The sequence below is a fragment of the Bacillus cereus group sp. MYBK195-1 genome, assembly GCF_051916605.1.
In the GTDB taxonomy this organism is placed as follows: domain Bacteria; phylum Bacillota; class Bacilli; order Bacillales; family Bacillaceae_G; genus Bacillus_A; species Bacillus_A cereus.
Map to the genome: position 1 here is coordinate 83,353 of NZ_JBQAGZ010000006.1, position 25,180 is coordinate 108,532.

Here is a 25,180-nt window from a genome sequence, read left to right on the forward strand (position 1 = left end):
TTAGACAAAAGGTGGTTGTATACCATAGTACGAGGAATGTTGGACTTAATTTCTAATTAACTGTATATTTACAAAAATCTAATAAAGTTCATTTGTTATTTAAACGACATTAACATATATTAGATAAAATAGCCCTTGTAATGAATCAATTATTATGAGGAGGATTCACGTGGACAGAAATGCTTTAAGAAAAGTAAAAGGCCTTATTGGATTATTAATGGTTTTTGTATTAGCATTCGTATCATTTCCGTGGAGTACATCAGTCAAGGCGGAAGAGAAAAAGCAAGAAAAGGCATCAAGTGAGAAGAAGATAGTTTTTCCAGTTGTAAGTGATGTGCATATTAAAAATAGTGGAACGGATGATACGTTTCGCTGGAAAAGAGCGATTGAACAGTTTAATACATTAGCACCGAAACAAGATGCGTTTGTTATTGTAGGCGATTTCACAGATACAGGATCAGTGCAGCAATATGATCGTTTCATGCAAGTGTATAATGAAAATGCAAATAAAGATGCAGTGCGAATGAATTCTCTCGGTAACCATGATTATTGGAACGGTTTATCCGTAGAGGGTGCACAGAAGCGTTTCTTAGAAAAAACAGGTATGGAATCAATTTATTATCATAAAGTGGTAAAAGGTTATCACTTCCTTGTTATGTCTCCAGAGAATGGAACAACACATGGTTATTATTCGGACAAGCAAATTAATTGGTTAAAAGAAGAAATGGCAAAAGCACAAAAAGATGATCCAGAAAAACCGATTTTTGTATTTTTACATCAACATATTAAAGATACAGTGTACGGTAGTCAGGAATGGGGAACACAAGATAGCGCAAAAATTAATGCAGTGTTAAAAGAATATCCACAAGTTATTACGTTTTCAGGTCATTCACATTATCCGTTAGATGATCCGAGATCGATACATCAAAAAGACTTTACATCAGTTGGTACATCTTCAGTAAGTTATATGGAAGTTGAAGGTGGTAAAGTACAAGGGAATATCCCGCCAGGAGCTAGTACGTTAAGCCAAGGTTTATTAGTAGAAGTAGATGAAGAAGAAGTGACGATTAATCGCCGTGATTTCCATACGAATTCTTGGACAGGCGAGCCTTGGAAAATTAAATTACCAGCAAAGAAAGAAACATTTACACATGTAGAAGATCGTGATAAAGAAAAGCCTTACTTTGCTAAAGATGCAAAGCTTGCTGTATCAAATGTAACAGAAAATGCGGCAACAGTAACATTCCCGCAAGCATTGGACAACCTTCTTGTTCATTCGTATCGCGTACAAGCGAAGGATAAACAAACGGGAGAGATTAAAAACAAGTTATTAGCATTCTCAGAATTTTATCGTGATCCAGTGCCAAAAGATCTTACGTTTACGCTTGCTGGGTTAGATGGTGGGAAAACATATACACTTGAAATAGTTGCCATTGATTCATTCGGCAATGAAACCGCTCAGCCGTTAACAGCAGAAATTACTACAAAAAAAGATAATATTGACCCGAATGTGAAAGTACCGAAAGCGGATGTTTTTGATGTAAACTTTGGAGATGGTACATTTAAAGACAATTCACCATTTGGTACAAAAGGTGATGTGAAGGGCAATGTGGTTATTGAATATGATAAAGCATTGAAGAAGAATGCTATGAAGTTAAACGGAAAAGCAAATACATTTGGATACCTTCCATTTTCAGCAGCACAAAAAGAGAAAATAGCAAATACGTTTACGTTAGAAACTGTATTTTCAATGAATGAAATTCGCGGACAAGGTATTTTGCAAAATACAGAGAGCGGCGGAATTGGTTTTGAGTCTACAGGAAGTGGATATGTTGAATTATGGGCTCACATTGGCGGTAGCTACAAACGTGTTGGCGTTCAATTAGAAGCGAACAAAACGTATCATTTAACAGGGACATATAACGGAAGCGAAGTGGCAATTTACGTAGATGGTAAAAAAGTAAACAGTCAGTCAGCTCAAGGAAAAGTTTATAACCCGAACGTACCATTTGCATTTGGAGCGGATCCTGATAGTAACGGAAATGGTGGTATTCCGTTAAATGGACAAATCGCGTTAGCAAAATTATATAGTAAAGCTTTAAGTTCTTCAGAAGTATTAGCATCATACAATGAGTTTTCTAACCGTACGAAGTTAGAGCAAGTAAATGCGTTATTTGAAGAGCTTGGAAAAGTAAAAGAAGTGTTAGTTAGTACGTATGAATTTGGTGATAAGCCAGGTCAATATTCAAAGGAAGCCTTTCAAGAATTAGAGAAAAGCTATAACATTGCAAAGCAAGCATTTGAAAATGTAGGAAGTACTGGGGAACAAATTATTCAAACATATAACGAATTAAAATCAGCTAATGTAACATTTGTACAATCAAAAGTGGCAGAAGAACAACCAAAAACAACGAAAGAAAAATTACAGATCAATATTGAATCTGCAAAAGCAGTAGTGAAGAAAGCGCAAGCTGTAAATGTAACAGATGGTTCAGTGAAATCATTGCAACAAAAAATTACAGTTGCAGAAGCTGTATTACAAGATATGCAAGTAAAAGATGCACAGGTAGAAACGATGAATCGTACATTAGAGTATGCGATTTCACTTGTTGAAAAAAGTATGAACAAATAAGAGAGAAGAAAAGAAGCTTATCATGATAGGCTTCTTTTTTGTTATACTAAAAGTAGCATAGAAAGAAGGAGCGAATAATTTGGAACAGAAAAAGCTAAAAAGAATTCTTGAATATGTATGGATCGCGGTTGTGCTCCTTGTAGGATATTATTTATTAAAAGATAAAAGTATTTGGGTTTTATTCTTAATGACGTTTTTATTAGCAGGATTAGGAACGTTATTTATTAACTTCTTCTTTGATAGTTTGAATGCCTGGAAGAAGAAAAAGAAGGGGACGAAGTAAAGGAGGGAATATATGCAAAAGTGGAAGCTCATATATCAGGTGATTATTTTCTTAGTGCTTGTGGGTATTGGAATGGTCAAATACTCGACACCAATAGGAAATTGGGCATGGTTTACAGCTTGCATCGGCATATTTTTCATTTTACAATCGTTAACGAAAAAATATAATAGTACAGAAAGATAGCTCGCCGTTTTATCGGCGAGCTATTTTGTTATGCTTTTTTCTGTTCATCATCTGTTTTTTCGGTAGCTAAATGACTATGTTTCCTAGAGTAGAAGAAATAGAAGCATAAGCCGACTATAAGCCAAACTGCAAAGCTAATCCATGTTGTTTTAGACAAATTGATCATTAAATATAAGCAGCAAAGAATCGCGACAACTGGTAATACAGGTACGAAAGGTGTACGGAATCCACGTTTTAAGTCAGGGTGTGTTTTTCGTAAAATAAGTACTGCGCAGCAAACGAATGTAAAGGCTGTTAATGTGCCGATGTTTACTAAATTCGCTAGCAAATGTAAGTCTAAAAGGCCTGCTAATAAAGCGGCAACGACGCCAGTAATCCATGTATTTAATAAAGGGATTTTTACTCTTTTATTTACACGTGCTAACGCTTTTGGAAGTAGACCGTCACGGCTCATCGCATACGAAACGCGAACTTGTCCATACATCACGACTAGGAGGACGGTCGTCATTCCAGTCATCGCTCCAACAGCGAGTAGTCCTGCAATTGCATCTTCACCAACGAAGTGCAATGCAAATGCAACTGGATCAGAAACGTCTAATTGTGTATAAGGAACCATACCTGTTAAAACGAAAGATACAATCATATATAAAATAGTACAAATAAGAAGGGAACCAATAATACCAATTGGTAAATCACGCTGTGGTTTTTTCGTTTCTTCCGCAGCGGTTGCGATTGCATCAAAACCTAAAAAGGCAAAAAACACAGTGGCAGCGCCAGTAATAATACCGTCGTATCCGAATGGAATGAACGGTGTCCAGTTTTCAGGTTTTACATATTTTGCGCCTGCTACGATAAAAGCGATAATAACTGCTAGCTTGATAAGAACCATAATATTATTAATGCGAGCGCTTTCGCGTATACCGAAGCTTAAAAGACCGGTAATGATTAGTAAAATACAAACAGCGGGTAAATCGATGAGGCCACCTTTTCCTACGCCAGGGGCCGAGGCGATTATGGCGGGCAGGTGTATATTGAAACCTTGTAGTAATGATTGTAAATAACCAGACCAACCGACAGCTACTGCTGCAACGGCAAGTAAATATTCGAGCATTAAACACCATCCGACGATGAAGGCGACGACTTCTCCGACTGTCATGTATGCGTAAGTATACACACTTCCTGAGACAGGAATAGAAGAAGCAAATTCAGCATAACAAAAGGCTACACAAGCACAAGTAAATGCAGCAATAAGGAATGATAGCATAATACCAGGACCAGAATGTTTTGCTGCAACAATACCTGTTAATACAAAGATCCCTGTCCCAATTACGGCGCCGATTCCTAAAAACGTTAAATCGAGTGCAGTTAATGTTCTATCTAGTTGCTTTGGTGACTCAGTACTAAGCGCTTTTTTTCGTAATAATGACTTCACTTTGGACTCTCTCCCCCGTTTTTTCATTTCCATAACTGCGACTATAGTATGAGCCCATTAAAAAAGAGTAAGTAAGTGGAGGTGCAGTTATGGTATGTAGTTTTTTAAAATTGCTGGATTAATCTTAATATAATTCAGAATATTTTGTCAAATAAAAATATGACAAATAAAATGCGGATCAATAGGGGAAACTACTTGCAGAAATGGACGGGGTTAACGCCCCACTGATTAAAGTTAAAGTAGGAGCAGATGCTATGTTATTTTATTTTGAACTTGTCGTCATTTTACTTTGTACGAAATTAGCTGGTGATATTAGTGTGAGACTTGGTCAGCCTTCTGTACTTGGTAAGTTAATTGTTGGTATTATTATTGGTCCGGCTGTACTCGGTATTATTAATAGTTCTGAACTGATTGATGAACTGAGTGAGATTGGTGTTTTGTTACTTATGTTTATGGCGGGACTTGAAACGGATTTAGAAGAGTTAAATCGGAATTTGAAATCTTCATTTGCAGTAGCGGCTGGTGGAATTATTTTTCCTTTCATCGGTGGTTATGTAACAGGGTTGCTGTTTGGATTAATACAGTCCCATGCCATTTTTTTAGGGTTATTACTTTGCGCAACATCGGTTAGTATTACGGTGCAGACGCTACGTGATCTAGGAAAAATGAATACGAGAGAAAGTACAACAATTTTAGGTGCTGCCGTATTTGATGATGTCATTGTCGTTATTTTATTGGCATTTGTAATGAGTTTTTTAGGAACACAAGATGTGAATATAACACTTGTCATTGTAAAGAAAATTATTTTCTTTGTAAGTATTGTTTTTATTGCTTGGAAAGTCGTTCCTTGGATTATGAAAATGCTTGTACCGCTTCGTGTAACAGAAGCGTTAATTAGCGCGGCTCTTATTATTTGCTTTTCTTTTTCTTATTACAGTGAAATGATGGGAATTGCAGGTATTATTGGAGCGTTTGCGGCGGGAATTGCTATTTCTCAAACAGAGTATAAGCATGAAGTGGAACATAAAATTGAACCGATCGCTTATGCAATATTTGTTCCAGTATTCTTCGTAAGTATCGGAATGGAAATTACATTTCAAGGCATTGGAAGCCAGCTTTGGTTCATTATTATTATGACTCTCATTGCGATTTTCACAAAGTTAATCGGATCAGGTTTAGGAGCAAGGCTGACAGGGTTTAACCTCCAATCTTCTATTAGTATTGGCGCGGGGATGGTATCACGTGGTGAAGTAGCACTTATCATCGCTGCAAATGGACTTACGGCGAATTTATTAGCGAAAGAAAATTTCACAGCGATTGTTATTGTTGTTATATTGACGACGATTATTACACCGCCACTTTTGAAGAAATATTTTGTATAGAGAGGAAGGGCTTATCTGATGTAGGTAAGCTCTTTTTTTATTCCTAAAAGCAACGATCATATAGCATGAAGGGTTTGTAATTATGGTAAAATCTATGTATGTGATATGACAAGGAGAGGGAAGTGTGAAGATTACGAAGGAGAAGGTTATCGGTGTAATCGTACTTATTGCAGTATGTATACCATTTACTGCATGGAAAGAATCAAAAGTGAAAGATTTTCCGGTTTCTATTTTTTCGGAAGAAGCAGATGGTGAGTACGGTCAGAAGCTGAAATATACTGCTTTTTTACCTGATGTTGCGATTTGGATGAACGGTTGGGAAAAGAAGTGGACAGAAGGGGAAAGAACTGTTTATCAAAAAGGGAATCGCATTGTAAATGTGTTTCATCCTCCTGGCGATGATGGTTATTACCTTCTTGAAGCAAGGGAAAATAAGTGAACGCAACCGTAAGAAGTGGAGGTTAAATAGTGAAAGCTTCAACATTACTATTTAAAATTGAAAGTAATATGGATCAATTTTCACCAGCTGAGAAGAAGGTTGCCATGTACATAATGGAGAATGCAGAGATTGTACCGAATTTAACGACGAAAGAAGTGTCAACGAATGCAGGCGCAAGTGAAGCGAGTGTCGTTCGCTTTTGTAAATCGATTGGAATCGGAAGTTTTAAAGCATTTAAGATAGCACTCGTTCGTGAATTAACGATTGCTGATTATAATATTAACGATTTTTCAGTGATGAATACGGAAGATGGACCGTACGATTTATTTAATAAAGTTACTTATGTGAATAAAGCTGCAATTGAGGCGAGCGTTACTGCGATAGATAAGAAGGAACTTGAGAAAGCTGCAGATCGTATTGTCAATGCGGGCAAAATTATATTTTACGGTGTAGGTGGATCAGCTACGCCAGCGATGGATGGGGCGTATAAATTTACACGGCTCGGATTTACAGCGATGATGCTATCTGATTTTCATATGATGTTGCCGCTCGTGACGAATTTAAAAGAAGGCGATATATTTGTTGCGATTTCAACATCTGGTCGAACGAGAGATGTGCTTGAAATGGCGCAGTATGCAAAGAGACAAGGTGCAACTGTTATTGGAATTACGAAGCTAGATCAATCATCCCCCTTATATAAAGAAGCGGACATTCGTCTTTGTATGCCAGATGTAGAACAAGATCATCGTATTGCAAGTATTGCGTCGAGAATGACGCAACTGAATATGATTGATGCTTTATATGTGATTACTTTCAACCGAATTGGCAATAAAGTATTGGATCAATTTATGGAGACGCGAGAAGAAGCGTTGCGGTTACGGAAGTTAAAGTAGAAGAAAAGATGAGGAGACTCATCTTTTTTTATCCCGCTATTTGCCGTGCAGTAAGACCCTCACTTCAAAATTCAGCGGAACCAAAGAAAGTTAGGTGGGGATCAACTACCCGTTAATGCCCGATTGGTGCGGGCTAATAATCAGTGGGGATGAACAAAACCCCCACTGATTAAAGTTTCACTTTATGATCTTTGACAAAAATATGTCATGTCGTGAAATTTTATTTCATAAAATAAGAAAGATTAATTGATTTTTAGTTTCTTAAAGTTATAATAAAAGTGTGAAATATAATTTCAAAGAGGGTGGCAATATGTTAGAAAATTTATCGACAGAACATCGTAATGAGAAAACAATGAATTTGGATGAGATGAGCATAAAAGAAGTGTTGCAAAGTATGAATGAAGAAGATCGAACTGTTGCGTTAGCAGTTGAAAAAGAGATAGAACAAATTGAAAAGGTTGTACAGACTGTTATTAAATCTTTTGAAGAAGAGGGACGTTTAATTTACATTGGTGCTGGTACGAGTGGTCGTTTAGGTATTCTAGATGCAGTGGAATGTCCGCCGACATTTGGCACGGATGATAAAATGGTGCAAGGATTTATAGCCGGTGGATTGAAAGCGTTTACTAAAGCGGTGGAAGGTGCTGAAGATCGCGAAGAGTTAGCAGAAGAAGATTTAAAAAGTATTGGATTAAATGAGAAAGATACAGTGATTGGAATTGCTGCAAGTGGCAGAACTCCTTACGTAATTGGCGGCTTGAAATACGCACAGAGCGTAGGAGCGAGTACAGCGAGTATTTCTTGTAATAAAAATGCTGAAATAAGTAAATATGCAAAGTTAAATGTGGAAGTAGAGACAGGTGCAGAAATATTAACAGGATCAACACGTTTAAAAGCTGGTACAGCACAAAAATTAGTGTTGAATATGATTTCAACAGCTTCGATGATTGGTGTAGGAAAAGTATATAAAAACTTAATGGTAGATGTTCAATCCACAAATGAAAAGTTAGTAGAACGGTCAAAACGAATTATTGTGGAAGCAACAGGCGCTAGTTATGAAGTAGCGGCAGAGTATTATGAAAAGGCAGAATGTAACGTAAAAGCTGCCATTGTTATGGTGTTGTTGCAGTGCGAATATGGGGAAGCCCTGGAGAAACTAAAATGCGCAAAAGGGTTTGTGAAGAAAGCACTATAAAATAATAGGGAGGGGGATTCTATTATGAAGAAAGAAGAGAGAATGGCCAAGGAAATTTCGGAGCAACTTGGAGGAATAAAAAATATTCGTAGTATTGCTCATTGTATGACGAGACTACGATTAACGCTTCATGATGAAAGTAAAGTAAACACGGACCTTTTGAAAAAGGTTGAAGGTGTTATGGGTGTTATAGAAGATGAGACGCTTCAAGTTGTCGTTGGTCCAGGAACAGTAAATAAAGTAGCAGCTGAAATGGAAGGCTTAACAGGACTACGAATTGGTGAGGTAGCAGATCATCACCTTGAAGATATTGGGCAAGAGATGAAATCAGAGATTAAGAAGAAAAATAATACACCGGTGAAAAACTTTTTACGAAAAATAGGAAGTATTTTCATTCCGTTAATTCCAGGACTTGTTGCGTCAGGAATTATAAACGGGGTTGCTAACTTTGCGAAAAACGCTGGTGCTGATCCAAATGCAACGTGGTTACAGATGTTACTACTCATTGGCGGCGGTATCTTTACATTCTTAGGAATTTTAGTTGGTTGGAATACAGCGAAAGAGTTCGGCGGGACACCGGTTCTTGGGGCAATTGCTGGTATTTTAATTTTCAACCCGGCGATGGCAAACGTAAAATTGTTTGGTGAAGCATTAGTGCCCGGACGGGGCGGATTATTCGCAGTTATTTTTGCAGCATGGCTTATGGTTGTAGTGGAAAGACAAGTTCGAAAAGCAGTGCCGAATGCAGTTGATATTATCGTGACACCACTCATTACTGTATTAGTTGTAAGTATCGTAACGATGTTAGCCATTCAGCCATTAGCAGGTTTCTTATCAGATGGTATTACGAGCGGAATTAATGCTATTTTAAATATTGGCGGAGCATTTGCTGGCGCAGTACTTGCGGGAACATTTTTACCTCTCGTTATGGTCGGATTGCATCACGGTTTAACACCAATTCATATGGAATTCATTAATCAAACACACGTAACACCTTTATTACCAGTACTCGCAATGGCTGGTGCTGGCCAAGTGGGCGCAGCAATTGCGATTTATGTGAAAACAAAAAACAAACGACTTCGAAATGTAATTAAAGGTGGATTGCCAGTTGGCTTTTTAGGAATTGGTGAGCCGTTATTATACGGGGTTACATTACCACTTGGGAAACCGTTTATTACTGCTTGTTTAGGAGCGGCTGTCGGTGGTGCATTCCAAGCAGTTATGCAAACAGCTTCTCTTGGAATTGGCGTATCAGGGCTATCTTTAATTCCGTTAATTGCTGACAATAAATATTTACTATATTTCTTAGGTTTAGTAATTGCATATGCTTTCGGATTTATCTTTACGTACTTCTTCGGATTTAAAGAAGAAATGGCAGAAAACATATAGAGAAAGGGATTCCTTTCTCTTTTTCTATTAATAGAGAGGGAGATTTATATGATCGGAGTTTCCATTTATCTTTCAAAAGAACGAGTAGAGAAACAAGAAGAGTGGCTAAAAGTAGCGAAGGAAAATGGGTTTACATCTATTTTTACATCACTGCACATTCCAGAAGATGATCCAAATACGTATAAAGAGTTAATTCAAATATTAGGGAAAAAAGCTCTTGCACATGAGATGGAGCTAATGGTTGATGTTTCTCCAAAATCGTTACACCATTTAGGGCTAACATATGAAAATGTGGAAGAGCTATTGGACTGGGGCATTACCGGTTTAAGAATGGATTACGGCATTGCGCCAAAAGAAATTACAAGCGTATCTCATAAGATGAAAGTAGCTTTAAATGCGAGTACGATTACAAAGTCATTTTGGAAAGAATTACTTGCAGAACATATAAGAGTAGAGAATGTAGAAGCATGGCATAATTTTTACCCGCGCCCAGAGACAGGACTAGCAAAGTCTTTCTTACAAAAACAAAATCAATATTTACAGAAGTGCGGAATAAAGACGATGGCATTTATTTCAGGAGATGCGGAAAAACGTGGTCCGTTATATGAAGGGTTACCAACGTTAGAAAAACATCGCAATATGCGCCCGCTTGAAGCGTACTTAGAACTTGTTCAAGATTGTGGTGTTGATAAAGTATTGATTGGAGATATAAGCGCAAGTTTAGAAAGTATGCAAGAAGTAGCTAGTGCAAGTAGAGGGATTATTCCATTGCGTTACAAATCATTTATAACTGATAAAGAAGTATTAAAAGTGGTAGAGCAAGTGCATACAAATAGACTAGATCCGGCTCGTGATGTTATTCGATCTGTAGAATCAAGGGAAGGAAATAGAGTGGTGAGAAAGCCGATGCATACAATTGTAAGAAAGAAAGGGAGTATTACAATTGATAATGAATTGTATGGTAGATATGCAGGGGAGATGCAAGTTGCCACACATGATTTACCTGTAGATGAGAAAGTGAATGTTGTTGGAATGGTTGTGGAAGAGGACGTTTCTTTGCTGCCTTATATTGGCGCTGGAAAAATGTTTCAACTTTTTCTATGCGATAGAATAAAAGCTTGAATTAGCGCTATTTTGTAAGAAAACATTATCCGTAAAACGGATAATGTTTTTTGTTTTCTTTAAAAAAGTATTTGACGAATGAAATAAAATACCGTATTGTTTTGACTTGTAAATAAAAGTTCACCATAACAAAACAAAAAGGAGAGTTCAAAATGAATCAATATATTGGGAATTTAATTATTCGTATCGTGTTAGGAGTTACGTTCTTTGCACATGGTTTAGCAAAGTTTCAATCAGGTATCGATAACGTAGCAGGATGGTTTACAAGCATCGGTTTACCAGGTGGCCTTGCATACGGCGTAGCAACAGTTGAATTAGTTGGTGGTATATTATTAATTATCGGTTTAGGTGTACGATATGTAGGATTGTTATTCGCTCTTATTTTAGCTGGAGCTATCGTAAAGGTAAATGGAGCAGCAGGTTTATTAGGAGATGGAAAGAATCCAGGATATGAATTAGATCTTGCATTATTATCAATGGGTGCGTATTTATTCGTAGTAAAAGCAGAAGGGTATGTAGATCGTTTCTTAAAAGAGAAAGTAATGAAAACGAAGTAAATTTTATTTATAAATGTTGACTTGAAGAAGTATTGTAACTATAATGATTACAACGAGTGGATTAAGAGTAAAACAATTTAAATATTTTTTTACACAAGATGTAACTATACAAGTTACATCTTGTGTAAAAATAAATAAACGGGAGGAAGTAATATGCCTAAATTAAATTTAGAAATTATTAAAAGCACGTATGAAGGATCAGCTTCTTCAAATGCAAAGCATTTAGCAGAAGCCCTCTCTGAAAAAGTGGAATGGACAGAGGCAGAAGGTTTCCCGTATGGCGGAACATATAAAGGCGTAGAAGCTATAATGGAAAATGTATTTAGCCGTTTAGGATCAGAATGGGATGATTATAAAGCAAGTGTAAATACATATCATGAAGTAAGCGGAAAAGATGTAATTATTGCTGAAGGTATGTATTCAGGAGTTTATAAAGAAACGGGAAAATCATTTGAAGCAGAATTTGTCCATGTATGGCAACTGGAGAACGGAAAAATCGTGAAGTTTAAGCAGTATGTAGATAGTTATATTGTTAAGGAAGCAATGAAGAGCTAATGCTTTTTAAATGGATCGTAGGTATATGCATTACAATTATAGTAATTTTCTCGTCTATAGTTGGCGGAATGAAATTGCTTGCATATGTAGAAAAAGAAAATAAAAATATTCAAACCGAGCGAGCGACAAACGAAAAAGAGAAAAAAGCTGCAGAAGAAGCTCCGCAAATTAGTGAAGGTGAAATTATTTCTACTATGCATAAAATGGTGCACCAAAAGGTAAAATCCTCTGAAAAATGGGGATTTGTAGAGATGACAAAAAAGGAAATTTCTAATGTAAAAAGAGATATTGAAAATAGTACAGGTTTTCAATATAAAATGAAGTTATTTTCTATTATAAATAGATGGGAAAAAGGAGATTTTTCTCAAACTGTTGAGGAGCATAACTTTTTATGGAGCCTTCAAGGTGGAGATACTGGCAAGGCGACGGAACGTTTATCACCAGAAGAGGAAAAGCAGTATATAAAAGAAATGAAGAGAAAATAAAAACATCGCCAACCCAGATGACGATGTTTTTTCATTAAGAATGTTTTCGCATTAAAGGTCTAGTTGGCTGAACGGCAACAGTTTTGAAATGAGAAAATAAATAACATCCTGTTACAACGACAACTGTCCCTAAAATTTGTATCCACGTTAATTCTTCTCCGAGGAATATGAATGCTAAAATGGCTGTGAAAATTGGATTGAAGTTTAGAAAAATACCTGATGTAGTTGCGCCTAATTTTTGTACACCAATATTCCAAAATACCATACAAAGAACTGTCGAAATAAGCCCAGTATATAAAAGTGATGTGATGAAAGAAGTATTTATATTTGAAACAGTGAAGCTACCTATGTTAAACGGTAGTAATAAAATAACGCCGAAAATACCAGAGTACAACGTTGCCATAAGTGGTGTAGTTGTTTTTGTTGCCCATTTACTACAAACAGAATAGATTCCCCAAATACAAACTGCTGCAATCATCCATAAATCACCGCTATTAAAATATAGTGAAAATAAAAGCGAGAAATCACCTTTTAATAGGACGAGGATGACCCCGAAGAATGAAAGAATCATGGATAGGATTTGAAGTGTATTTACTTTTTCTTTTAGAAATAATACTGAAAATAATGCGATTGAAATTGCATTCAATGTAGAGATAAGACCTACATTCGTAGCGGATGTTTTTTCTAATGCTAAAAATTGAAAGATGTTAAAAAGAGCGACTCCTGAAATTCCCATCAATATTAACGGAAGTATTGCGGTACGTGGTGGAAGGATTTTCTTTTCTTTAAACCATACCATTGGTAATAAACAAACAATCGCAATCAGCCACCTTAAACTTGTCAGTGTCATCGGTGATGCATGATCGACGAGTGATTTTCCAACGACGAAATTTCCTCCCCATAATAAGCTCGTTAGTAATAGTAAAAAGACGTAAAAATAAGGCATGATAAAATCCCCTTTTTTGTAATCAATACTAATTGTAAATAATTTTAGCATTTTTCTTTATTGTGTAATATATTCTTTTGTATAATGGTTAAAACTCGATAAAATCTTTAGTTATGAGTGATATTTACGGAATGATATTCAGTTTCGCGTAAGGTATAAGGTGTTTTTTCGAATAATCATCGGTAAGAAAAAAGGGGGAATTGTAATGGAGTCGTCTGTTATTAAAGTGTTGGATGATTTGGATGTACAAATTTTAGATATATTGCAGAAGGATTCACAAGTAAGTAATGCAGAGCTGGCACGTCGCGTTAATTTATCACCGGCTGCGATGCATGCAAGAATAAAAAGGTTAGATGGGGAAGGTTTCATCGATAAGCAAGTTGCGATTTTAAATCAAGAAAAGCTTGGGTTTGATTTATTATGCTTTATTTTTATGAGTACGAATATTCATCAATTTGACAAGTTAGAAGTGTTGGAGAAAGAATTAGAATCGATGCCGGAAGTGTTAGAATGTCACTGTTTAACAGGAGAGTACGATTATTTATTAAAGGTTGCAAATCGTGATCGTAAAGAACTAGAGCAGTTTATTAGAAAGCTGAATAAGCTTGGTATTACACGTATACAGACGAGTTTGGCACTTCGTGAAATTAAATATTCAACAGTATTGCCGATACGAGATGAGGAACCGAGCATCGATTAGATTGCTTGGTTTTTTGTTTGTATAAAGTGATTGACGAGGAGAAAAGAGAGCTGTATTATTATATAAAATCATGAATTAAAATTCATTTAAAGTTATAAATATTAATATCGAGGGCAAGGGGATGTAATATGAAAATCTGTAATGCGGTGACGAGTGATGTGAAAGAAATTTATAGTCTTATTGAGGTTTATGCAAAAGAGGGAGTTGTTTTACCACGTTCTCTTTTGTCTCTTTATCAATATTTGCAATGTTTATATGTTATGAAAGAAGACGAGAGAATTGTTGGAGTTGCTGGATTGCATGTATTAGGAGAAGATCTTGCAGAAATACGATCGTTAGTAGTTTCGCATACATATGCAGGGAAAGGGATAGGGCGTATGCTCGTAAATCATGTAATGGAGGAAGCTACGAAAATAAATGTAAGAAGAGTAATTTCCTTAACATATGAAACAGTATTTTTTCAAAAGTGTGGATTTGATTTTATAAATAAAGAAGCGTTGCCAGAGAAAGTATGGATTGATTGTAGACATTGTCCAAAGGTGGATTATTGTGATGAAGTGGCGATGGTGCGGTATGTTGGATGAAAAATTTATAGGGAAAAAGTTCCCACTATTATTTACATATATAGTGGGAATATATATTTCCATAAGAAATGGACAGGTTATTAAGAATTTGAATTCTTTTGTCTCACGGCAAAATTATAAAGTGGATCTTTAAGTTCATAGTTATACGTTAAACCGTCGACAATTCCTACAACTTTATCATTATCATAAAGATCGAGCATAAATTGTGCCATTTGTTTTGCAGTGTGGAATTTTGGTACAACATTATCGTATTGGAATTCATCAATATCAAATGAACGTTTCGCAAATTCTGTTTCAGTTGCAGCAGGAGCTAAAACTTTTGCTTGCAGTTTTGCGCCTTGTTCTTTCAGTTCGTGAGACAGCCCTTCTGTAAATGCACTTACATAGAATTTCGTAGCGCAATACGTAACAGCATCAGCAACAATCGTGTATCCGCCGCCCGATGAAACGTTAATAAGCTGTGTTCCATCAACCATTGAATAATCTCGAACGAAAAGAGAAGAGAGTATTGTTAGTGCTTCTATATTGACATGCAACATCGTCTCGATTTTATTTAAATTTTGTTCGGCAATTGAGGCGAAATTACCAAAACCTGCGTTATTAATCCACGTTTCAATTTGAAAAGCTTGTAGGCTTTCATAAAGTTTATAAACATCTTCAGTAACAGATAAATCAGTTCGTCGAATGACAACATCCAACTCTGGATGCATTTCGTTAATTTTCAATTTTAATCCATCTAATTCTTCTTGTCTTCGAGCTACAAGTACTAAATTTTTCCCGCGAGATGCAAATGCTAAAGCTGCTTCATAACCAATTCCGGAACTTGCACCAGTAATAACCGTATATTTCATATAAAATCCCCCTAAATTCAAATTCATTTATGGTTAGATTGTATTTGTTAGAGTATACTCTAAGTCAAATGTTTTTTATAAATTTGATACGGTCATAAAATATATGAGGGTAAGCATGTGGAGGGAGTTTTAGTATGTACACAATTAGTGAGGTAGCAAAATTATTAGGCGTGAGCACGCATACACTACGTTATTATGAAAAGGAAAATATATTAATTGCAAATCGTGATACAAATGGAAATCGACTTTACGAAGAGTCACATATAAAGTGGTTGCAGTTTGTAATGAAATTAAAACAAACGCAAATGCCAATAGCGAAAATAAGAGAATACGCTAGATTATATACAGAAGGGGAGCATACAACAGGAGCTCGTTTACAGCTCCTAGAAGATCATAGGAAATCTATTCAGATTCAAAGAGAAAACTTAGAGGTTACAGAGAAGATGCTTGAGAATAAAATTATTGCATACAAGGCCTCTTTGGAAAATAAATAGAAAACAAAATCCGCTCCTTAGTTATAGGATAAACATGTATTTGATCTCATAGTGTGTTGGCAAATAAAAAAGAGCAGCTAGCAAAAGCTAACTGCTCCATTCAAGGGATCTCTCCAAGGGGGAGTGGAGAAAATATTATGTTACTAGCATTATTGACAGATTATTAGGAAATATACAAATCGGATGAAAGAAATTTTAAATAAACTTTCGGCATTGACAATTTTTAAAATGTTCATGTACAATACATATGAATGACATTCAGTCATTTTTTTATGTGACAGGATGCATTTAGCTTAGAAATGGAACAAATACAATGGTAAATGAGGATGATAGTTGTTTTTATATAGTATTGATGAAAGAGTATATTTTTTAAAACAAAAAATGACTGATAGTCAGTCATAAGAGGTGAGAGGTATGAAAAATAGAGCTTGGTTATATGTCATATTAACATGTATCTTTGAAATTTTTTGGGTGTTTGGTTTTAATACGGCTAATACTTGGTGGCATTGGATTATTATTTTAGGAGTTATCGCTGTTGATTTTCACTTCCTTTCTAAAGCGTGTGAACATCTTGCAACAGGAACTGTATATGCTATTTTCGCTGGAGCTGGTACGGTAGGTACTTTCTTAATGGATGTATTTCTTTTCGGTGGAAGTTTCAGCGCAGGCAAACTATTCTTCATTCTTATGGTAGTAGCCGGCGTTATCGGTTTAAAGTTAGCTGACAATAAAGAAGAAACTGTGGAAGGAGCTGCTTAAAAATGGGTTGGTTTTTCGTATTTTGTGCTGCAATTAGTGAAATAGTCGGTGTGATAGGACTTAAAATGTATAGTAAAGATAAGACATTAGCCAATGGTGCGATTTATATAGGTGGGTTTGCTACATCCTTCGCATTTTTGTATACTTCCTTCTTATTTTTACAAGTAAGTGTCGCGTATGCGGTTTGGATTGGTATCGGAACAGCAGGTGCAGTTTTGTTAAACATGTTCTTGTTTGGTGAGTCGAAAAGTAAAGCGCGTATCATTAGTGTGTTTCTTATTGTATGTGGAGTGACAGGATTAAAGGCACTTTCTTAAAGATATATTGTATTTTTATCTCCTAATTGTTTATTAGGAGATTTTATTATAAAAAAATGATTTCCTCTTAGAGTTCACTATCATTGACAGTATAATCGATTATCTTATAAAATGAGTGACAGTCATTCAATATGCGTGTGAAAGGGTTTAGATGATGAATAAAAAAGAGAAAATTGTCTATGCAGCTATTGAAGTGTTTCAGGAAAAGGGCGTCGAAAAAACGAAGATTTCTGATATCGTGAAATTAGCTGGCATTGCGCAAGGAACTTTCTATTTATATTTTCCTTCTAAGTTATCTGTTATGCCTGCAATAGCAGAAGTGATGGTTGAAAAGATGATACTTGCAGTGAAAGAAAAAGTGCAAAACGATGCGCCTTTCTCAAGTAAAGTGACGCAAGTAATAGATGCGGTGTTTCACTTTATAGCTGAATATCGTGAAATACAAGCTTTAATGTATGCTGGTCTTGCATCTACAGAACATATAAAAGAATGGGAAGCTGTGTATGAGCCTCTTTATATGTGGCTAAGTGAATTTTTAAATGAGGCAAAAGAAGCCGGTGAAATTCGTGATTCGGTTCACGCAGAGCGAACAGCGAAGTTATTTATCGCTCTAGTTGAATCAGCAGCGGAACAAGTGTATTTATATGATCATAAAGATGATGAGCAAGTGGATTTGCAAAAGGCAGAAGTACTAGATTTTTTAACACATGCACTACATATAAAGAAATAGTGAGATGAACCTGTCTGAAAAGGTAGGTTCATTTTTGAGGAAAACTGAATGATAGTCATTCACCTGATATTTATGTATGTGTGGAAGGATAGAGTGAAATTCTAATGAGTGGAGGCATCTTCACTCATTACTAGCCCACAAATAGCAGGATAAAGAAAAAGCTTCTTGGGCATTATTTTTGGGGAGGAGCTCACGGGAAGAGGTGTTAAAAGTGAAGAAACCGATAAAAGAACAAAAGATGGTATTGGTCATTCTTTTGAGTAATATATTTATCGCTTTTTTAGGGATTGGATTAATCATTCCGGTTATGCCGTCCTTTATGAATGACATGCATTTAACAGGGAAGACGATGGGATATCTCGTTGCAGTGTTTGCAATGGCTCAGCTCATTACTTCACCTATTACAGGCCGATGGGTTGACCTTTACGGTAGGAAGAAAATGATCATCATTGGATTATTTATTTTTGGTGTTTCAGAACTTCTTTTTGGATTAGGAAAAGATGTATGGATGCTTTATGTAGCAAGGGTGTTAGGCGGAATTAGTGCTGCTTTTATTATGCCTGGTGTTACGGCATATGTTGCGGATATTACATCTATTCAGGAACGTCCAAAGGCGATGGGATACTTATCTGCGGCTATTAGTACTGGATTCATTATAGGTCCTGGAATCGGCGGATTTATTGCAGAATACGGTATACGTGTGCCGTTTTTCGTTGCAGCAGCAATTGCCTTTATAGCATGTGTGATTTCAATCTTTATTTTAAAAGAACCGTTAACAAAAGAAGAACTTGCAGAGATTTCTTCTAATACGAAAGAATCAAGTTTTATTGGGGATTTAAAGAAATCATTACATCCAATGTATGCAATTGCATTTATTATCGTATTTGTACTCGCATTTGGATTATCAGCGTATGAAACGGTGTTTAGCTTATTCTCTGATCATAAATTTGGTTTCTCGCCGAAAGATATTGCAGCAATTATTACAATTAGTTCAATCTTTGGGGTAGTTGTACAAGTATTTATGTTTGGCAAATTGGTAGACATGTTCGGTGAGAAAGTATTAATCCAAATATGTTTAATTGTAGGTGCAGTATTAGCATTCGTCTCAACTGTAGTCTTTAATTATTGGATTGTACTTCTCGTTACTTGCTTCATTTTCTTAGCATTTGATTTACTTCGTCCAGCTTTAACAACGTTTTTATCAAAAGCAGCTGGAAAAGAGCAGGGATTCGTTGCTGGTATGAACTCGACTTATACGAGTTTAGGAAATATCGCAGGGCCAGCGATGGGCGGAATATTATTTGATATGAATATTCATTATCCATATGCATTTTCAGGAGTTGTTTTAATAGTTGGTCTCGCTATTACATTTATGTGGAGAGAGAAACAGTTGGCTGAGAGTTTTGCGAAGTAATAAAACCCCTTACGACGGTAAGGGGTTTTTGTTTTATCCTGTAAAATCCCAATTAAAGTTTCATTTTATAGACTTAATCCAAACCGTTTTAATTCAATAAAAATCCCCTCTAATTGCTTTCCTTTATCCGTTAATGTGTACTCTACACGAGGCGGAACTTCTGGATATACTTTTCTCGTTATAATGCCTTGAGACTCTAATTCTTTTAGTCGAAGTGATAATGTTTTTGGACTAATACCATCCATTGATTTTTGTAAATCACTAAAGCGTAATGTTCCTTCGATAAGAAGATCACGAATGATTAAAAACGTCCATTTTGTACTAATTACATCAAGCGTTTTAGCGATAGGACAAGGTATGCCCGGTAAACCTTTCGTTAATTCAACTGGATCTATATTGCTCATGGAACTAGCCTCCATAAAATTTTTTTAGATGAATTTGCTTTATAGTATCACAAAACTATACTTTTGGTAACTATATGAAAAAAATATCACTACTTCCATAAAGGAAGTTAGTGCATATACAATAGCAATACGAAACAAAAAGGATTTATATAAGGAGGTGGTGATTTCCATGGGGTTAAAAAAGTTACTTGGATTTCTTAGTTTGTTTGTTATTTGTATTGTGCTTGTAGCATGTGGTGTGGAACAAAAAACTGAAGTTCAGTTATTAAAAGAACTGCCAAAGCCAAAAGCAATGACAATTGATCCCTCACTAAGTAAAAAAGAAGCGACAGAAATGGTTCATGCGGCGCAGCGTTTTTATGCATTTTGGGATACAGGTAAGGAGGAACTTATTCCGCAGACTGTTACTAAAGATTTCTTCGATAATACATTGCCGAAAGGGCGACCACAAGGCATTGAAGGATTAAAGTTTGCAGCGCAAAATTTTCGTAAAGTTGTGCCTGATATACATTGCGAGATTGAAGACTTATTAGTTGTTGGTGATAAAGTAACGGCCCGTCTTTCTTTTACAGGAACGCATAATGGTAAGAAAATTAATTTTTTTGCAATTGATATTTTACATGTGAAAGACGGAAAGATAACAGACGATTGGCATTTAGAAGATAATCTTACACTACAGCAGCAACTTGGCTTAATAGCTGAAGAGTAGATCATATAGGGGAGAGGAAAGCGATGAAAAATATATTTATTATAAATGGACATGAAAAATACGGTACAAAGGAAGGACGATTAAATAAAACGTTAGTAGATTATATGGTTACTGTATTAGGCGAGAATCATCATGTGAAAACAACAACGATTCAAGATGGTTACAATATTAAAGAAGAACAAGATAAGTTTTTATGGGCTGATGTTGTGATTTATCAAACGCCAATTTACTGGTTTAGTGTACCAGGCTTATTTAAAACGTATATGGATGAAGTATATGAATACGGTTTGTTCTTTAAAGGTGCTGATGAATATGGAACAGGTGGTTTATTAAAAGAGAAAGAGTATATGTTCTCTACAACTTGGAATGCACCTGAAAAAGCATTTGGAGATAAGACGAAGTTCTTTGAAGGAGAAAGTTTAGAATCAGCGCTTAGTCATTTACATCGCGTGCAGAAGTTTCTCGGTATGAGTCCGTTAAAGAGTTTTGCTTGTTATGATGTGGTGAAGAATCCGAATATAGAGAAGTATTTATTGAACTTGAAAGATCACTTAGATGGAGTAATTAAATAATAGTATGTGAAGAAGGTACTACTAAGGATGTAGTACCTTCTCCTTTTATAATGAATCACATTTTAAGACATGGATGGCTGTATCCATAACTTCGCAAAATTTGCCCAACCAAATGAATCAATTGTTACGTTTTTTAAAGAAGAAGGGTATGTTTTTCTTTTTAGAACGTGATAGTTAAATAAAATGATGTGTTCTGCTTGTAAAAACTCTTCAATCTCATACATGAGTTCATAACGCTTTTCTTTATTTTCTTCTAGTAAAAATGTATCTAGTAAACAGTTAATTTGTTTTTTGTAGTGCGGGTCCATGAACCGATTTACGAAGCAACTTTTATTTTTAAATACATTTAAGAATGCAATTTCATGATTGGCAGCAAATACTTCTCCCATGAAAATAATATCAGCATGTTTATCAATAGAGCGATTCATATAATCTGAAACGGGAAATGGGTGAAGCTCTACTTGTATACCTAAACTTTCACATCGTTCTTTTAAGAAATATGCATCATTTGCACTATCTTTAAATGCGAAGAAGTAAATATGTATCGTTTCTCCATTATATGTACTCTTTTTCAAATACTCTTTTGCCTTTTCTAAAGAGTAGGATCTTCTTGTTGCAAGGCGGCTTCTATCAGGGAAAAAGCTTGATGCAGCAATTGTTCGTCTCCCCTCTATGTTACGAAGTATCATTTCAACATCATATAGTTCTCTCCAAGCTTTTCGAAAGTAAATGTCGTGATGAGGACCAGGTTTTGTAAAGTTGAAGCTAGCATAAATACAACCTATTTCTTCTATTTGTATATCATGCCTTTCATTTTCCTCTTCGTTTGGTAGTTCATAATCAGCATCTATTTGCACATGGTCAGGAATACCCCAAAATTCAATACGGTCTAATAACGCGCGCTCTTTAAAATAATGGGTGAACGCTTCGAGTACGATATTATCTTCAGAGTAATGAGCAAGTTTGAAAGGTCCAGTACCTATATAATGATGATTTTGAATACTCGTATCACGCGGTAAAATTGCGAGCTGCATTGAACTTACATAGTGTAAGAAAAATAAATTTGGTTTTGCTAAATGGAATCGAATTTGCAGTGGTGATGGTGTTTCAATTTGAACAATTTCTTCTGTTAACCATTCGAAAGGGGATTGAACTTGCTTTAGTCTTTCAAATGAAAACTGTACATCTTTAGAAGTTAAAATTGATTCATTGTGAAAATATATATCTTTTCGTAAATAAAAGGTCCACGTAAGTCCATCTTCACTTAATTCCCATGTATGCGCAATGTGAGGCTCCATTTTTTCAGTAACATCGTTATAGACGACTAACGTATCAAAAATTTGACTCGTAAGATGACTCTCTGTAGTTACAGCCACAAAAGCCGGATCTAATGGGAATATCTTTCTCGATATAGGAATCTTTAATACGTCGTACATATCATTTGAAGGTTCGTATCCAAAATGATGATGTAGTTTATTTTCTATCTTTTTTTGAAGTGCAAGGGGTAGGGGTTCTTTTAAAAGAAGAAAGATATCTTTTAATTTTTCTTGTGCTAACAGTTCATCTGTATAGGACTCAATCGCTTCTACGAAATTATGTATAAATAGAATTTCCGTTTTATGTCCGCGGCCTCGCCCTGGAGTCCAGCTAATTAATTGCTCCTCGCTCATTTTCTTTAATAAAATCTTTACGTTTTTCGTACTGCAATATAAAACATCCGCTAATTCTTGTAAGCTATTTCGCATATGTTGTTGATCTTGTGCATGTAGTCTTAGTCTAATGTAATAGTCCATAATTTTCATATATACACTTCCTTCTATTATAAAAGGGGAAACAATGGGATTTTGGAGTATGCATCGAAATATAAAAATTAGAATTATAACATCGTTTTTAACACGTACTGTGTCCACGATGATTTTTCCATTTATGGCGATTTATTTTTCCATAAAGTTAGGTAGTGCGATTGCTGGTGCGTTACTACTTATTAATGTCATAGCTTCATTAGTAATTGGTTTATACGGTGGATATGTTGGAGACCGGCTTGGGCGTAAAAAGGTTATGATTATCGGTCAAAGTATACAAGTCATTTCCATTGCTTGTATGGGAGTTGCGAATTCGGATTACGTTGACTCACCGTGGTTAACATTTATCTTTATGCTAGTGAATAGTTTAGGATCTGGACTTATGAATCCTGCGACAGAAGCGATGTTAATTGATGTGAGTACACCTGAAAATCGAAAAGTGATGTACAGCATTAATTACTGGGCTATTAATTTATCGATTGCGATTGGAGCGATATTTGGAGGATTACTATTTGAAAACTATAGACTACAATTGTTTATCGTATTAACGCTTGTTGCCATTATGACTTTATATGTGATGGCTGTGTATATGGAAGAAGTGTATGTAGCACGAAAAACGGTGGAGAAGAAAAATGTATTAAAAGATATGGCAGATAGTTATAAAGTCGTGATGAAAGATAAAGCATTTTTAATTTTTTGTGCAGCAAGTATATGTACATTGTCTTTAGAGTTTCAAATTAATAATTATTTAGGTGTTCGCTTGCAGAAGGAATTTGAAACGGTGCACTTTTTATTCGGGAATGGTGTTACGTTTGATTTAACAGGGATTCGCATGTTGAGCTGGATTTCTGCAGAGAATACAATTTTAGTTGTGTTATGTTCAGCACTTCTTATTAAAATGCTGAAAAGCTTCAACGATTTGAAAATTTTATATGTAGGTTTATTCATTTATACAATTGGATTTACAATACTCGGAACGAGCAATAGCTTATGGATTTTATTAATTGCAGGGCTTTTCCAAACAGTAGGCGAGATGATGTATGTGCCAGTGCGTCAATCTATTATGGCAGATATGGTGCCAAATGAGGCAAGAGGTTCTTATATGGCGATTAACGGAATGGTCTTTCAAGTGGCAAAAATGAACGGGGCATTAGGTGTTATGCTAGGTTCATTTATTGCATCTTGGGGCATGAGTGCTCTGTACTTTATCGTTGGTATGAGCAGTATTTTACTATTTATGAAGGCGATAGGGAGAGAGAAGTATGAGGGGGAGGTTTCTCAGATTGGATAAAACGATATGAAAAGCGATGCTAGAAATCGCTTTTCATATGGCTTTTAAAACGGATCAACTTCAGCTAAATCAGGATTGCTATTTGGGTTTGTTAATAAGACTTTCAGCTCACCTACTTCAGAGAGCGCAACGAGGATATAACCACTAATAAGGACGACGAGTCCGATGACCCTTAATGTTTGCAGTGTAATATCACGGCTATTGTTTTCGGAGTTGTCTTGGGGCGTTGAAGGTGGATTGTTATTCATAAATAGGGCTCCCATCTTTTGTATTTATATATGTGCGAAATCATTATTTAACTTATGGATAGGAATTATATAGTCATTTTCACTATATGAGAAATGCCTATGAAAAGTGATAAGGAATTTTTGGGCGAGAAAAGGGGGGAATCCAAAAGATTATTAAAACTGAACTTTTGGATTCCCCTCTTTTTATTTATCTTGCTATTTGTGGTGGTCGGATTTCCTGTAAACGACCAGTTGATTCATTATTTTCATGTAAATACAAGGTTAGTTAACCAAAGTAGTTATCCTAATATACGCAACGATTCTTCAATAAACGCTGGGATGTCCTCTGGCTGTCTACTTGTTACTAGCTGATTTTGACATACGACAACCTCTTTGTCATGAAAGTTCCCGCCGGCATTTTTTAAATCGACTTCAATAGATTTATATCCAGTTACATCGCGTCCTTCAAGTGTTTGTGCAGTGATGAGTAGCTGAGGTCCGTGACAAATAGCGAAAACAGGTTTTTCCGCATCCATAAATGCTTTACTAAAGCGAACAAAACGTTCATCGGCACGAAGTATATCTGGAGAAAATCCACCCGGTATGAAGAGGGCATCAAAGTTCTCTGGAGAAACATCATCAATACTTTTATCAATCACGACTTCACTTTTTCCTTGCTTACCGTGTACCGTTTTCCCTTTTTCCATTTCAATAGTTGTGAATTCATATCCCTTTTGTTTAAAAGCTTCTACTGGCTCTGTGTATTCTGTATCCTCGAAGTAATCCGTTATTAAAATAGCAATTTTTTTACTCATTCTAATCCGCTCCTTATA

The 25,180-nt window shown here is 35.8% G+C and carries 29 protein-coding genes; 22 read left to right on the forward strand and 7 right to left on the reverse strand.

Features of this window, described 5'->3' with window-relative positions:
• The first annotated feature begins 169 nt into the window (after positions 1–169).
• From ACTFRY_RS22065 to ACTFRY_RS22075, 3 genes are all read left to right on the forward strand, one after another.
• On the forward strand, positions 170–2,632 hold the full coding sequence (locus ACTFRY_RS22065; RefSeq protein WP_141541493.1) for a LamG-like jellyroll fold domain-containing protein: 2,463 nt from the start codon (positions 170–172) through the stop codon (positions 2,630–2,632).
• Between the two features lie 79 nt (positions 2,633–2,711).
• Positions 2,712–2,915, forward strand: coding sequence for a hypothetical protein (locus ACTFRY_RS22070; RefSeq protein ID WP_000435800.1), 204 nt, complete (start codon positions 2,712–2,714; stop codon positions 2,913–2,915).
• Positions 2,916–2,927: 12 nt separating this feature from the next.
• Positions 2,928–3,098 (forward strand): hypothetical protein, encoded by a 171-nt coding sequence (locus tag ACTFRY_RS22075; protein WP_001174854.1) that lies wholly within the window; start codon positions 2,928–2,930, stop codon positions 3,096–3,098.
• A gap of 28 nt (positions 3,099–3,126) precedes the next feature.
• Here the strand turns inward: ACTFRY_RS22075 and ACTFRY_RS22080 are convergent, their stop codons facing one another.
• A complete protein-coding gene (locus tag ACTFRY_RS22080) occupies positions 3,127–4,530 on the reverse strand; it encodes an amino acid permease (protein WP_000838710.1) in 1,404 nt (467 codons plus the stop codon).
• 203 nt (positions 4,531–4,733) lie between these two features.
• On the opposite strand from ACTFRY_RS22080, the gene ACTFRY_RS22085 reads away from it, so the two are divergent.
• From ACTFRY_RS22085 to ACTFRY_RS22125, 9 genes are all read left to right on the forward strand, one after another.
• Positions 4,734–5,912, forward strand: coding sequence for a cation:proton antiporter (locus tag ACTFRY_RS22085; protein WP_000349228.1), 1,179 nt, complete (start codon positions 4,734–4,736; stop codon positions 5,910–5,912).
• A 124-nt stretch (positions 5,913–6,036) separates the two neighbouring features.
• Positions 6,037–6,351, forward strand: coding sequence for a hypothetical protein (locus ACTFRY_RS22090; protein ID WP_000704958.1), 315 nt, complete (start codon positions 6,037–6,039; stop codon positions 6,349–6,351).
• Between the two features lie 29 nt (positions 6,352–6,380).
• Positions 6,381–7,244 carry a MurR/RpiR family transcriptional regulator gene (locus tag ACTFRY_RS22095; protein ID WP_000648168.1) on the forward strand — a complete coding sequence of 288 codons (864 nt, stop codon included), beginning with the start codon at positions 6,381–6,383 and terminating at the stop codon, positions 7,242–7,244.
• A 310-nt stretch (positions 7,245–7,554) separates the two neighbouring features.
• Entirely contained in the window at positions 7,555–8,439 is an 885-nt protein-coding gene (murQ, locus tag ACTFRY_RS22100; RefSeq protein ID WP_098616973.1) for an N-acetylmuramic acid 6-phosphate etherase, read from the forward strand.
• A 24-nt stretch (positions 8,440–8,463) separates the two neighbouring features.
• On the forward strand, positions 8,464–9,828 hold the full coding sequence (locus ACTFRY_RS22105; protein WP_061664782.1) for a PTS transporter subunit EIIC: 1,365 nt from the start codon (positions 8,464–8,466) through the stop codon (positions 9,826–9,828).
• A 48-nt stretch (positions 9,829–9,876) separates the two neighbouring features.
• A complete protein-coding gene (locus ACTFRY_RS22110) occupies positions 9,877–10,950 on the forward strand; it encodes a DUF871 domain-containing protein (protein ID WP_098616972.1) in 1,074 nt (357 codons plus the stop codon).
• Between the two features lie 152 nt (positions 10,951–11,102).
• Positions 11,103–11,507 (forward strand): DoxX family protein, encoded by a 405-nt coding sequence (locus ACTFRY_RS22115; protein ID WP_001077751.1) that lies wholly within the window; start codon positions 11,103–11,105, stop codon positions 11,505–11,507.
• A 153-nt stretch (positions 11,508–11,660) separates the two neighbouring features.
• Positions 11,661–12,062, forward strand: coding sequence for a nuclear transport factor 2 family protein (locus ACTFRY_RS22120; RefSeq protein ID WP_098616971.1), 402 nt, complete (start codon positions 11,661–11,663; stop codon positions 12,060–12,062).
• Entirely contained in the window at positions 12,062–12,547 is a 486-nt protein-coding gene (locus ACTFRY_RS22125) for a PRK06770 family protein (RefSeq protein ID WP_061664780.1), read from the forward strand. Before ACTFRY_RS22120 ends, ACTFRY_RS22125 begins: the two co-directional genes overlap by 1 nt.
• A gap of 34 nt (positions 12,548–12,581) precedes the next feature.
• Here ACTFRY_RS22125 and ACTFRY_RS22130 read toward each other — a convergent pair whose 3' ends face one another.
• Positions 12,582–13,493: a DMT family transporter gene (locus ACTFRY_RS22130; protein ID WP_044796342.1), complete on the reverse strand. Its 912-nt coding sequence runs from the start codon at positions 13,491–13,493 to the stop codon at positions 12,582–12,584.
• Positions 13,494–13,698: 205 nt separating this feature from the next.
• Between ACTFRY_RS22130 and ACTFRY_RS22135 the strand changes: the two genes are divergently transcribed.
• Both ACTFRY_RS22135 and ACTFRY_RS22140 read left to right on the forward strand, forming a co-directional pair.
• Positions 13,699–14,193 (forward strand): Lrp/AsnC family transcriptional regulator, encoded by a 495-nt coding sequence (locus tag ACTFRY_RS22135; RefSeq protein ID WP_000446088.1) that lies wholly within the window; start codon positions 13,699–13,701, stop codon positions 14,191–14,193.
• 128 nt (positions 14,194–14,321) lie between these two features.
• Positions 14,322–14,777 (forward strand): N-acetyltransferase, encoded by a 456-nt coding sequence (locus ACTFRY_RS22140; protein WP_000686663.1) that lies wholly within the window; start codon positions 14,322–14,324, stop codon positions 14,775–14,777.
• Positions 14,778–14,857: 80 nt separating this feature from the next.
• Here the strand turns inward: ACTFRY_RS22140 and ACTFRY_RS22145 are convergent, their stop codons facing one another.
• Entirely contained in the window at positions 14,858–15,628 is a 771-nt protein-coding gene (locus ACTFRY_RS22145) for an SDR family NAD(P)-dependent oxidoreductase (RefSeq protein ID WP_044796343.1), read from the reverse strand.
• Positions 15,629–15,762: 134 nt separating this feature from the next.
• Between ACTFRY_RS22145 and ACTFRY_RS22150 the strand changes: the two genes are divergently transcribed.
• The 5 genes from ACTFRY_RS22150 to ACTFRY_RS22170 all read left to right on the forward strand — a co-directional run bounded on the left by ACTFRY_RS22150 (position 15,763) and on the right by ACTFRY_RS22170 (position 19,342).
• A complete protein-coding gene (locus tag ACTFRY_RS22150; RefSeq protein ID WP_044796344.1) occupies positions 15,763–16,122 on the forward strand; it encodes a MerR family transcriptional regulator in 360 nt (119 codons plus the stop codon).
• 414 nt (positions 16,123–16,536) lie between these two features.
• Positions 16,537–16,881 (forward strand): DMT family transporter, encoded by a 345-nt coding sequence (locus tag ACTFRY_RS22155; RefSeq protein WP_000796018.1) that lies wholly within the window; start codon positions 16,537–16,539, stop codon positions 16,879–16,881.
• Positions 16,882–16,883: 2 nt separating this feature from the next.
• The gene (locus tag ACTFRY_RS22160) at positions 16,884–17,198 is read left to right on the forward strand and encodes a DMT family transporter (protein WP_000539671.1); all 315 of its coding nucleotides are present in this window, start codon (positions 16,884–16,886) and stop codon (positions 17,196–17,198) included.
• Positions 17,199–17,349: 151 nt separating this feature from the next.
• A complete protein-coding gene (locus ACTFRY_RS22165) occupies positions 17,350–17,928 on the forward strand; it encodes a TetR family transcriptional regulator (RefSeq protein WP_001999151.1) in 579 nt (192 codons plus the stop codon).
• A 211-nt stretch (positions 17,929–18,139) separates the two neighbouring features.
• Entirely contained in the window at positions 18,140–19,342 is a 1,203-nt protein-coding gene (locus ACTFRY_RS22170; protein ID WP_000742952.1) for an MFS transporter, read from the forward strand.
• Positions 19,343–19,407: 65 nt separating this feature from the next.
• On the opposite strand, the gene ACTFRY_RS22175 is transcribed toward ACTFRY_RS22170, so the two are convergent.
• Positions 19,408–19,746 (reverse strand): winged helix-turn-helix transcriptional regulator, encoded by a 339-nt coding sequence (locus ACTFRY_RS22175; protein ID WP_000065115.1) that lies wholly within the window; start codon positions 19,744–19,746, stop codon positions 19,408–19,410.
• Between the two features lie 169 nt (positions 19,747–19,915).
• Here ACTFRY_RS22175 and ACTFRY_RS22180 point away from each other — a divergent pair, with 169 nt between their 5' ends.
• A complete protein-coding gene (locus ACTFRY_RS22180; protein WP_000523323.1) occupies positions 19,916–20,455 on the forward strand; it encodes an ester cyclase in 540 nt (179 codons plus the stop codon).
• Between the two features lie 23 nt (positions 20,456–20,478).
• Entirely contained in the window at positions 20,479–21,027 is a 549-nt protein-coding gene (locus tag ACTFRY_RS22185) for an NAD(P)H-dependent oxidoreductase (RefSeq protein WP_000789182.1), read from the forward strand.
• A 62-nt stretch (positions 21,028–21,089) separates the two neighbouring features.
• On the opposite strand, the gene ACTFRY_RS22190 is transcribed toward ACTFRY_RS22185, so the two are convergent.
• On the reverse strand, positions 21,090–22,829 hold the full coding sequence (locus ACTFRY_RS22190) for an SgrR family transcriptional regulator (protein WP_098616970.1): 1,740 nt from the start codon (positions 22,827–22,829) through the stop codon (positions 21,090–21,092).
• A gap of 34 nt (positions 22,830–22,863) precedes the next feature.
• Here ACTFRY_RS22190 and ACTFRY_RS22195 point away from each other — a divergent pair, with 34 nt between their 5' ends.
• The gene (locus tag ACTFRY_RS22195) at positions 22,864–24,120 is read left to right on the forward strand and encodes an MDR family MFS transporter (protein ID WP_098616969.1); all 1,257 of its coding nucleotides are present in this window, start codon (positions 22,864–22,866) and stop codon (positions 24,118–24,120) included.
• A gap of 44 nt (positions 24,121–24,164) precedes the next feature.
• Here the strand turns inward: ACTFRY_RS22195 and ACTFRY_RS22200 are convergent, their stop codons facing one another.
• Together ACTFRY_RS22200 and ACTFRY_RS22205 are read right to left on the reverse strand one after the other, a co-directional pair.
• A complete protein-coding gene (locus ACTFRY_RS22200; RefSeq protein WP_001063872.1) occupies positions 24,165–24,368 on the reverse strand; it encodes a hypothetical protein in 204 nt (67 codons plus the stop codon).
• Positions 24,369–24,646: 278 nt separating this feature from the next.
• Positions 24,647–25,162: a type 1 glutamine amidotransferase domain-containing protein gene (locus tag ACTFRY_RS22205; protein WP_000037532.1), complete on the reverse strand. Its 516-nt coding sequence runs from the start codon at positions 25,160–25,162 to the stop codon at positions 24,647–24,649.
• Positions 25,163–25,180: the final 18 nt, after the last annotated feature.

Excerpts from the sequence above, each read along its gene's own strand:
- ACTFRY_RS22075 (WP_001174854.1), top strand. The coding sequence starts at position 2,928 with ATGCAAAAGTGGAAGCTCATATATCAGGTGATTATTTTCTTAGTGCTT.
- ACTFRY_RS22085 (WP_000349228.1), top strand. The coding sequence starts at position 4,734 with ATGGACGGGGTTAACGCCCCACTGATTAAAGTTAAAGTAGGAGCAGAT.
- murQ (WP_098616973.1), top strand. The coding sequence starts at position 7,555 with ATGTTAGAAAATTTATCGACAGAACATCGTAATGAGAAAACAATGAAT.
- ACTFRY_RS22105 (WP_061664782.1), top strand. The coding sequence starts at position 8,464 with ATGAAGAAAGAAGAGAGAATGGCCAAGGAAATTTCGGAGCAACTTGGA.
- ACTFRY_RS22110 (WP_098616972.1), top strand. The coding sequence starts at position 9,877 with ATGATCGGAGTTTCCATTTATCTTTCAAAAGAACGAGTAGAGAAACAA.
- ACTFRY_RS22115 (WP_001077751.1), top strand. The coding sequence starts at position 11,103 with ATGAATCAATATATTGGGAATTTAATTATTCGTATCGTGTTAGGAGTT.
- ACTFRY_RS22120 (WP_098616971.1), top strand. The coding sequence starts at position 11,661 with ATGCCTAAATTAAATTTAGAAATTATTAAAAGCACGTATGAAGGATCA.
- ACTFRY_RS22125 (WP_061664780.1), top strand. The coding sequence starts at position 12,062 with ATGCTTTTTAAATGGATCGTAGGTATATGCATTACAATTATAGTAATT.
- ACTFRY_RS22130 (WP_044796342.1), bottom strand. The coding sequence starts at position 13,493 with ATGCCTTATTTTTACGTCTTTTTACTATTACTAACGAGCTTATTATGG.
- ACTFRY_RS22135 (WP_000446088.1), top strand. The coding sequence starts at position 13,699 with ATGGAGTCGTCTGTTATTAAAGTGTTGGATGATTTGGATGTACAAATT.
- ACTFRY_RS22140 (WP_000686663.1), top strand. The coding sequence starts at position 14,322 with ATGAAAATCTGTAATGCGGTGACGAGTGATGTGAAAGAAATTTATAGT.
- ACTFRY_RS22145 (WP_044796343.1), bottom strand. The coding sequence starts at position 15,628 with ATGAAATATACGGTTATTACTGGTGCAAGTTCCGGAATTGGTTATGAA.
- ACTFRY_RS22150 (WP_044796344.1), top strand. The coding sequence starts at position 15,763 with ATGTACACAATTAGTGAGGTAGCAAAATTATTAGGCGTGAGCACGCAT.
- ACTFRY_RS22155 (WP_000796018.1), top strand. The coding sequence starts at position 16,537 with ATGAAAAATAGAGCTTGGTTATATGTCATATTAACATGTATCTTTGAA.
- ACTFRY_RS22160 (WP_000539671.1), top strand. The coding sequence starts at position 16,884 with ATGGGTTGGTTTTTCGTATTTTGTGCTGCAATTAGTGAAATAGTCGGT.
- ACTFRY_RS22165 (WP_001999151.1), top strand. The coding sequence starts at position 17,350 with ATGATGAATAAAAAAGAGAAAATTGTCTATGCAGCTATTGAAGTGTTT.
- ACTFRY_RS22175 (WP_000065115.1), bottom strand. The coding sequence starts at position 19,746 with ATGAGCAATATAGATCCAGTTGAATTAACGAAAGGTTTACCGGGCATA.
- ACTFRY_RS22180 (WP_000523323.1), top strand. The coding sequence starts at position 19,916 with ATGGGGTTAAAAAAGTTACTTGGATTTCTTAGTTTGTTTGTTATTTGT.
- ACTFRY_RS22185 (WP_000789182.1), top strand. The coding sequence starts at position 20,479 with ATGAAAAATATATTTATTATAAATGGACATGAAAAATACGGTACAAAG.
- ACTFRY_RS22190 (WP_098616970.1), bottom strand. The coding sequence starts at position 22,829 with ATGAAAATTATGGACTATTACATTAGACTAAGACTACATGCACAAGAT.
- ACTFRY_RS22195 (WP_098616969.1), top strand. The coding sequence starts at position 22,864 with ATGGGATTTTGGAGTATGCATCGAAATATAAAAATTAGAATTATAACA.
- ACTFRY_RS22200 (WP_001063872.1), bottom strand. The coding sequence starts at position 24,368 with ATGAATAACAATCCACCTTCAACGCCCCAAGACAACTCCGAAAACAAT.
- ACTFRY_RS22205 (WP_000037532.1), bottom strand. The coding sequence starts at position 25,162 with ATGAGTAAAAAAATTGCTATTTTAATAACGGATTACTTCGAGGATACA.